This is a genomic window from Massilimicrobiota sp. An105 (assembly GCF_002161155.1).
GTDB lineage: Bacteria > Bacillota_I > Bacilli_A > Erysipelotrichales > Coprobacillaceae > Allocoprobacillus > Allocoprobacillus merdigallinarum.
Genome location: NZ_NFLY01000070.1, coordinates 1 through 7,889 on the forward strand (window position 1 = coordinate 1; position 7,889 = coordinate 7,889).

The following is a 7,889-nucleotide window of genomic DNA, read 5'->3' on the forward strand; positions in this document are numbered from 1 at the left end:
TACCGACATGCTTTGGTCCCCGTTGGGTTATCCCCGCGAGGTAAGTCGGTTGCTTTACATCGCATTGCAGGAGCGATGATTTCAAAAGAAATATATATTAAGCGCAAGAACGTGCGCACAGAAAGAAGGGAAATAATATGAAAACAAGTGATTTAGAAAGAGAATTGGGACTAAGTAAACATACAATTCGTTATTATGAAAAAGAAGGTTTTATTACTCCTCAAAGAGATGATAATGGTTATCGTAACTATAGTGATGAAGATTTACAGGTCTTAAAATTAGTTAAATTTTTAAGAGGATTAAATATTTCTATTGATGATGTTAAAGCTATTGTTAATGGACATTTAGATTTTCATGAATGTTTAAGAGTCAATCAGATTCATTTGGATAATCAAATAGAAAATATGAAAGAAATTAAAAAAACGATTGATAACTATCATGATAAAGATTTACCATTAATTCCAGCTTTACAGGATATTGAAGAAACCTCACATCATTGGAAGTTAGGTATTCAAAAAACAACCAATACTGTATCGTTAGGAAGAAAGCTAACAAAGGCATGGGCTAAAAGACAAATTATTTATGAAGTATTAGGTTCATTATTTTTGACAGGAACAGTCATGATCTGGTTAAGGCTTGTTATAGAACAGTCTTGGATATGGTGGACTCTTTTTGCTTTGATGTTTATCACTTTAACCATTGTGTCGATTGGTGTGGCTAATCGTGCAACAGGTCCATCCATGATGTTAGATAACTCTTTAGACCAGTCTGTAGAATTTTTAAGAGATGGTATTCGCTATTATAAATTTAAAGGAATGATGGATAATTTAAAATATTTCTTTGCAGTGTTAGTGGGTAAAGATGAAAAGATTATGCATTATTATCGTTATGAAGATATTGAAAAAGTCAATGTTTATGCAAATCGTAAATATATGAATGTCATGGGAGCAAGCCTTGTTGCCTATGAAGTCTATGTTCCTGATTTTGAGTTTTTCTTTAAAGATGGGACAAGATTCTACTTTTTCTGGCCGATGATTTTAGATGATGATGCCAGATATATTGCGACTATCTTAGAAGCAAAAGTGGCTCATATCAATGATAAAAATCATGTTTTATATGCTATGAAACATGGTATTAATTTAACAGATTATATGATAAAGCAGAGTTAATTCTCTGTTTTATTTTTTCACATATTTATATGATAATCCTTTTCATAATCTGACATACAATGATGATTGGGTGATGTTATGGACTTGAAAGATGAATTGAATGATCATAAGACTTTTTGGAAAATAATGCAGCCTTATCGACAGGCTATTAAAGTCATGAAAATGAAGTTAGAAAGTATTGATGATGAATTGAAGTGTGAAAATGGATATAGTCCCATTCATAATATTCAATCACGTATTAAATCTCCTGAAAGCATCATAGACAAACTGCAACGAAAGCAATATCCTTTAGAAAGACAATCTTTAGAAAAGTTAAATGATATTGCTGGTTTAAGAGTTATTTGTCATTATATCAATGATATTCAATATATTTCTCAATTATTAATCATGCATGATGATATTATATGAGTAAAGAAAATGAATTATATTGATTATCCTAAAGATACAGGTTATCGTTCTTTGCATCTTGTATTAGAGGTACCTGTTTATTTGAAATCTGGAAAAATGAAGCTTCCAGTCGAAATTCAAATGCGAACAATCGCAATGGATTTTTGGGCCGGTTTAGAACATGAAATTTTATATAAAAACAAAGATCAGGTATCACAGGATATTTGTGAAGAACTCCAACAATGTGCCAGTCGTATGGCATTAACGGATTTACAAATGCAAAAAATATATCAGAAAGTACATAAAAAAGATGGGTAGCCCCATCTTATTTCTTTGGTAATTTAAATGAACTTTTTAAAGAGACAATTCTATTAAAGACAAGATGATCATCAGTAGAATCTTTTGTGTCAACACAGAAATATCCATTTCTTACAAACTGGAATGAATCTCCAGGTTTTGCCTCTTCAATAGCTGGTTCAATATAACAGTTTTCAACAACTGTTAATGAATTTGGATTTAAATTGACACTTCCATCTTCATTGTAAACACCTTTTTCTTCATCCACAAGATTTTCATATAATCTGGCAGTGACTTTCTTTGCGAAAGGTACTGGTACCCAATGAATTGTTCCTTTGACTTTACGACCTGTAAATCCAGTTCCATTTTTTGTGATTGGATCATAAGTACAATGTACAACAGTCACTTTTCCATTTTCATCTTTTTCATAACTTACACATTTAACAAAGTAAGCATTCATTAAACGGACTTCATTACCTGGGAATAAGCGGAAATATTTTTTAGGTGGTTCTTCCATAAAGTCATCTCTATCAATCCAAAGTTCTCTACAGAAAGGTACTTGTTTTGTTCCTAACTCAGGATTTTCCATATTCACTTGCGCATCTAAGTATTCAACCTGATCTTCTGGGTAGTTGTCAATCACAAGCTTAATAGGATCTAAAACAGCCATAACACGAGGTGCTTTTGGTTTTAAATCATCACGAATACAATATTCAAGCATTGCATAATCAACTGATGAATTGCTTTTTGCGACACCAACTAAATCCATGAAATTCTTTAATGATTCAGGTGTAAATCCTCTTCTTCTTAAAGCAGCAATGGTAACTAATCGTGGATCATCCCATCCATCAACAATACCCTGATCAACTAAACGCTTAATATAACGTTTTCCAGTAATGACATTTGTTAAATAAAGCTTTGCAAATTCAATCTGTTTTGGTGGTTCAGGATATTCAAGTTCTTGGACAACCCAATCATATAAAGGACGGTGATCTTCAAATTCAAGTGTACAGATAGAATGAGTGATATGTTCAATCGCATCTTCAATAGGATGAGCAAAATCATACATTGGATAAATACACCATTGATCACCAGTGTTATGATGTGTCATTCTGGCAATTCTATAAATAATCGGATCACGCATATTGATATTTGGTGAAGCCATATCAATTTTAGCACGTAAGACTTTGCTTCCATCTTCAAATTCACCTTTTTTCATTCTTTCAAACAAATCAAGGTTTTCTTCAATACTACGATCGCGATAAGGTGAATTTTTTCCTGGTTCTGTTAATGTTCCACGGTATTCTTTGATTTGTTCAGCTGTTAAATCACAAACATAGGCTTTTCCTTTTTTGATTAACTTCACTGCAGCTTCATACATATCTTCAAAATAATCAGAAGCAAACTTGATTTCACCATCATAATGAGCACCTAACCATTCCACATCTTTAACAATAGAGTCAACGAATTCAGTCTTTTCTTTTGTTGGATTTGTATCATCGAAACGAAGATTAAAAGTTCCGTTATATTTTTTAGCGAGTCCATAATTTAATAAGATAGACTTCGCATGTCCAATATGTAAATATCCATTAGGTTCAGGTGGAAAACGTGTAGCAACTTTTGTGTATGTTCCTTCCTCTAAATCTTTATCTATAATTCTTTCAATAAAATTTTTACTTATAACTTCTTTATTATCCATGTGTCCAACCTTCCTTGTTTCAATATATGCTTTAGTTTACCATATTTTTTGAAAATATAAAACAGTTTCATAAGATATAGTTTTGTATATTCATCTTATTTGTGCTAGAATAGGGCAGAAAGGGTGATGTGTATGATGAGAATTGGACAATCTATTGATATTCATCAGTTAGTAGAAGGTAGACCACTTATCTTAGGTGGTGTGGAAATTCCTTACGAAAAAGGTTTAAAAGGACATAGCGATGCGGATGTTTTGCTTCATGCGATTATTGAAAGTATTATTGGTGCTATGGGACTTGGTGATATTGGAAAGCATTTTCCAGATACAGACCCTAAATACAAAGGGATTTCATCCATGTTATTATTAGAATATACGTATCAGATGATGAAAAAAGAAGGTTACCAGATTGGAAATATTGATAGCTTAATTTTGTGTGAAGAACCTAAAATGGCTCCACATATTGCCAAGATGAAAGACAATGTTGCTCGTGTTCTTCATTGTGACATCACACAAGTTAATATTAAAGCCACAAGAGGCGAAAAGATGGGCTTTGTTGGAAGAAAAGAAGGTATTGTTGCCCAGAGTGTTGTATTATTAAATAAGGAAGGATAGAGAAAATGAGTAAAGTACGTACAAGATTTGCCCCAAGTCCAACAGGTTATATGCATATTGGGAATTTAAGAACAGCTTTGTATGAATATTTGATTGCAAAACATGATGGTGGGGATTTCATTTTAAGAATTGAAGATACAGACCAGCAAAGAGAAGTTGCTGGGGCAGTTGATATGATTTATGATGTTCTTGATAAGACAGGTTTACATTATGATGAAGGACCAGATAAACCAGGAGATGTAGGACCTTATATTCAATCACAAAGATTAGCTATTTATAAAGAATATGCTGATAAATTAGTAGAATTAGGTGGCGCACATTATTGTTTCTGTGATGAAGAAACAATTGAAGAAGCGAAAAAGGAAAATGCTGATCATGAAGAATTAGGATATATTGATCCATGTAAATCATTATCTTTAGAAGAAGCAAAACAAAGAATTGCTAATGGTGAAAAATATGTTGTCAGACAAACAATTCCAAGTACAGGAGTCACTTCTTTTGATGATGAAGTTTATGGACATATTGAAGTTGAAAATGCAGGATTATCTGAAGGTGTATTGTTAAAGAGTGATGGATATCCAACATATAATTTTGCTAATATTGTTGATGATCATTTAATGAATATTACACATGTTGTTAGAGGAAATGAATATTTGTCTTCTACACCTAAATATAATTTGATATATCAGGCATTTGGATGGGAACCACCAGTTTATATTCACTGTCCACCTGTGATGAAAGATGAAACACATAAATTAAGTAAGCGTAATGGGGATGCTTCTTATCAGGATTTAATTTCAAAAGGATATTTAAGTGAAGCTATTTTGAATTATATTGCATTGTTAGGATGGTCACCAAAAGAAGAAAAAGAATTATTTACATTGGATGAATTGATTCAATCATTTAGTGTTGATCGTATCTCTAAATCAGGGGCTATTTTTGATAACGATAAATTAAAATGGATGAATAGCCAATATTTAAAAGAAAAAACTTTAGATGAATTGGTTGATTTGTGTCTACCATTCTTACAAAAGGCTTATGATTTATCTGATAAGAGTGATGAATGGATCAGACAGTTAATTGATGTTCATCGTGATCATATCAGTTATGGTGAAGAAATTGTTGAACAGGTTGCATTATTCTTTGAAGATGACATGCAGATCAGTGAAGAAGCTCAAGAATTTATGCAGGATGAATCTATTCCAAATACATTAGCGGTGTTTAAATCACATTTAGAACAATTGTCAGATGAAGAATTTGATGCAGATCATATCTTTGCATGTATCAAGGCAACACAAAAAGAAGCAAAAGCAAAAGGAAAGATGTTATATATGCCAATTCGTATTGCAACGACTGGTATTATGCATGGACCAGATTTAACAAAATCAATTGCTTTGCTTGGAAAAACAAAAGTTTTATCAAGATTAGAAGGGTAATCCCTTCTTTTTTCAAAAGAAAAAGCATTAGACACAAAAATTTCATATTTTAGTGATATAATATTTAATAGGGGGTGTATACTATGCAGAATAAAATTATTGTTTCAATTTTAACCTTTTTTATTCTTGTTGATACAATATTAATTTATTTAGCATTAACAATTTCCCCAATTAAATTAAAAAGAAATGTTTTTACATTTCAATATGGACAAGTTATTCCTACAGATGTTAGTGAATATGTCAATGCGAATCATTCAGTCTTAGAAAATGTGAAATTAGATTTATCACATGTTTCAAAAGAAGTTGGAACATATCAGGCATCTATTACTTATTTTAATGAAACACAATATTTTGAGATTGTGGTAGAAGATACAATTAAACCTAAGTTTCAATTAAAGAAAGTAGAATGGCATGTTCAGTTAGGTGAAACACTTCAAGCTGAAGACTTGATTGAAAATGTTGAAGACCATTCACTTACAAAGGTTTATTTCTATGATGAAAAAAGTGGTAAAAAGAGTGAAACAAAATCTTTTGAAATTGAAGGAACACAGATTGAACGTATCATTGTAGAAGATCAGCATGGCAACCAGTCAAGTTCTTTAAGAGTCAAGGTTGTTGTAGAAAAAAATGCTATTGCACCAACAATTAAAGGTATTGAAAACCTTGAAATTCATGTTGGAGAGAGTGTGGATTTATATGATGGTGTTTATGCGACAGATGATATTGAAGGAGATATTACATCACGTCTGATTGTCGATGGACATGTTGATAATCAAGTACCAGGAATCTATGAGATTATGTATACGGTTAGTGATAAAGATGGAAATACGACACAAGTCGTAAGAACAATTACAGTTATAGAGGTAGAAGATGATAACTAATATTTATGTATTAATTTGTGCAGTTATATTTATATATATTCAGTTTATACAACATGATGATAAATGGAGTTGTGCATTAAAATTAGGAGGATTTTATCCTCCTTATATTCAAGAACGTCATCAATATTGGCGTTTTATAACATGTCACTTTATACATGCAGAATTATTTCACTTTTTAATGAATGCATATGCATTATATCAGGTAGGACATTTTCTAGAGGCTTGTCTAGGAACAGTTCCTTACTTGTATCTGGTTATTATATCCATGATATTAAGTTCATTATTAAGTTATAGTGCATCACAAATTTCTTCACGTTATTATCAGACTTTAACGATTGGAGCCAGTGGTGTTGTTTTTGGATTTTTTGGAGCTATCATTGCTTTAGGATATATTTTAGGTGGTCCGTTTATGAGTGTATTAAATGATTTTGCATTTGTGATTATTATCAATCTGATTTATACATTCATGGATAGACGTATTTCTAAAACAGGTCATATTGGTGGACTTATTGGTGGTATTGTCGCTATGGTTTTGATTTTGGCACTACATATTGTATGAGAGTGATTGTTGATGGCGATGCTGCCATGTATAAAAATGACATTTATCAATTAACATTAGACTATCAAATAGAGATGTTTGTGTATTTAGATTATGCCCATTTATTAAAGGATGCCCCTTATCCTGTTATAGAATGTGAAATTGGTAAAGATAGTGTTGATATGCGTATTTTATCTGATTTGAAAAAAGGAGATTTACTCATTACTCAAGACTATGGGTTGGCAGCCCTGGCATTAGGAAAAGGCGCTTATGTTTTACATGTTTCTGGTTTGAAAATCACATCACAGAATATTGATGAGCTTTTACTAAGACGTTATATTGGGGCTCATCAAAGAAAAAGTCATAAGCATATCAAAGGTCCATCTAAACCAACAAAAGAGAATAAGGATTATTTTTTAAAACAGTTAGAAACTATTTTGAGTATTTCGTTAAAAAGGTGATAATGTTTCATTCATTTGATGATAAAACATAGTCACTATAGATTGATTATTAATGACGTAGTTGATTAAGTATTTTGATTTAAGTGATAATTCGCTTTGATATAATGAACTCACTATATAGTATTTAATTGTAGAGAGGTATCGAAGATGTGTAAGTAATAAATCATTTCTTTGTATTGAAATAAAAAATATTTTTATTGAATGATTAATTTTTTTGAATACGACTTAAAAGCGTCCATTTGGACGCTTCAGGCTGTTGACAAAGTAAAAAAGTCAACAGCTTTTAGTTTTATTATAGGAATTTGGTTTCGTTTGGTTGATAAACGCTTAAAGCAAATATTAACAATGAGCAAAATAAAAAGTAATGCACCAGCATTACTCTATTTTTCTGCATGCAAAAACGTAACCA

8 protein-coding genes and 1 pseudogene are annotated in these 7,889 nt (G+C 31.4%); 8 read left to right on the forward strand and 1 reads right to left on the reverse strand.

Translation table 11 applies throughout. The features are described from left to right. The first annotated feature begins 137 nt into the window (after nucleotides 1–137). Both B5E48_RS12840 and B5E48_RS12845 read left to right on the forward strand, forming a co-directional pair. On the forward strand, nucleotides 138–1,169 hold the full coding sequence (locus tag B5E48_RS12840; RefSeq protein ID WP_087305492.1) for a MerR family transcriptional regulator: 1,032 nt from the start codon (nucleotides 138–140) through the stop codon (nucleotides 1,167–1,169). Between the two features lie 162 nt (nucleotides 1,170–1,331). Continuing rightward, nucleotides 1,332–1,874, forward strand: a pseudogene (locus tag B5E48_RS12845) (GTP pyrophosphokinase). Nucleotides 1,875–1,881: 7 nt separating this feature from the next. On the opposite strand, the gene B5E48_RS12850 reads toward B5E48_RS12845, so the two are convergent. Further along, a complete protein-coding gene (locus B5E48_RS12850; RefSeq protein ID WP_087305494.1) occupies nucleotides 1,882–3,552 on the reverse strand; it encodes a glutamine--tRNA ligase/YqeY domain fusion protein in 1,671 nt (556 codons plus the stop codon). 132 nt (nucleotides 3,553–3,684) lie between these two features. On the opposite strand from B5E48_RS12850, the gene ispF reads away from it, so the two are divergent. The 6 genes from ispF to B5E48_RS13810 form a co-directional block, all read left to right on the forward strand. Beyond that, nucleotides 3,685–4,164, forward strand: a complete 480-nt coding sequence (gene ispF / locus B5E48_RS12855) for a 2-C-methyl-D-erythritol 2,4-cyclodiphosphate synthase (RefSeq protein WP_087244780.1) — start codon at nucleotides 3,685–3,687, stop codon at nucleotides 4,162–4,164. Between the two features lie 5 nt (nucleotides 4,165–4,169). Then, nucleotides 4,170–5,600: a glutamate--tRNA ligase gene (gltX, locus tag B5E48_RS12860; protein WP_087305496.1), complete on the forward strand. Its 1,431-nt coding sequence runs from the start codon at nucleotides 4,170–4,172 to the stop codon at nucleotides 5,598–5,600. A gap of 83 nt (nucleotides 5,601–5,683) precedes the next feature. Further along, nucleotides 5,684–6,481: a DUF5011 domain-containing protein gene (locus B5E48_RS12865; RefSeq protein ID WP_087244778.1), complete on the forward strand. Its 798-nt coding sequence runs from the start codon at nucleotides 5,684–5,686 to the stop codon at nucleotides 6,479–6,481. Beyond that, on the forward strand, nucleotides 6,471–7,040 hold the full coding sequence (locus tag B5E48_RS12870; protein WP_087305498.1) for a rhomboid family intramembrane serine protease: 570 nt from the start codon (nucleotides 6,471–6,473) through the stop codon (nucleotides 7,038–7,040). The genes B5E48_RS12865 and B5E48_RS12870 overlap by 11 nt, the downstream gene beginning before the upstream one ends. Then, a complete protein-coding gene (locus B5E48_RS12875) occupies nucleotides 7,037–7,480 on the forward strand; it encodes a DUF188 domain-containing protein (RefSeq protein ID WP_087305500.1) in 444 nt (147 codons plus the stop codon). The genes B5E48_RS12870 and B5E48_RS12875 overlap by 4 nt, the downstream gene beginning before the upstream one ends. A 201-nt stretch (nucleotides 7,481–7,681) precedes the next feature. Beyond that, the coding region (locus B5E48_RS13810) for a hypothetical protein (RefSeq protein WP_206407347.1) at nucleotides 7,682–7,889 on the forward strand (208 nt) is incomplete at its 3' end.

Excerpts from the sequence above, each read along its gene's own strand:
- B5E48_RS12840 (WP_087305492.1), top strand. The coding sequence starts at position 138 with ATGAAAACAAGTGATTTAGAAAGAGAATTGGGACTAAGTAAACATACA.
- B5E48_RS12850 (WP_087305494.1), bottom strand. The coding sequence starts at position 3,552 with ATGGATAATAAAGAAGTTATAAGTAAAAATTTTATTGAAAGAATTATA.
- ispF (WP_087244780.1), top strand. The coding sequence starts at position 3,685 with ATGATGAGAATTGGACAATCTATTGATATTCATCAGTTAGTAGAAGGT.
- gltX (WP_087305496.1), top strand. The coding sequence starts at position 4,170 with ATGAGTAAAGTACGTACAAGATTTGCCCCAAGTCCAACAGGTTATATG.
- B5E48_RS12865 (WP_087244778.1), top strand. The coding sequence starts at position 5,684 with ATGCAGAATAAAATTATTGTTTCAATTTTAACCTTTTTTATTCTTGTT.
- B5E48_RS12870 (WP_087305498.1), top strand. The coding sequence starts at position 6,471 with ATGATAACTAATATTTATGTATTAATTTGTGCAGTTATATTTATATAT.
- B5E48_RS12875 (WP_087305500.1), top strand. The coding sequence starts at position 7,037 with ATGAGAGTGATTGTTGATGGCGATGCTGCCATGTATAAAAATGACATT.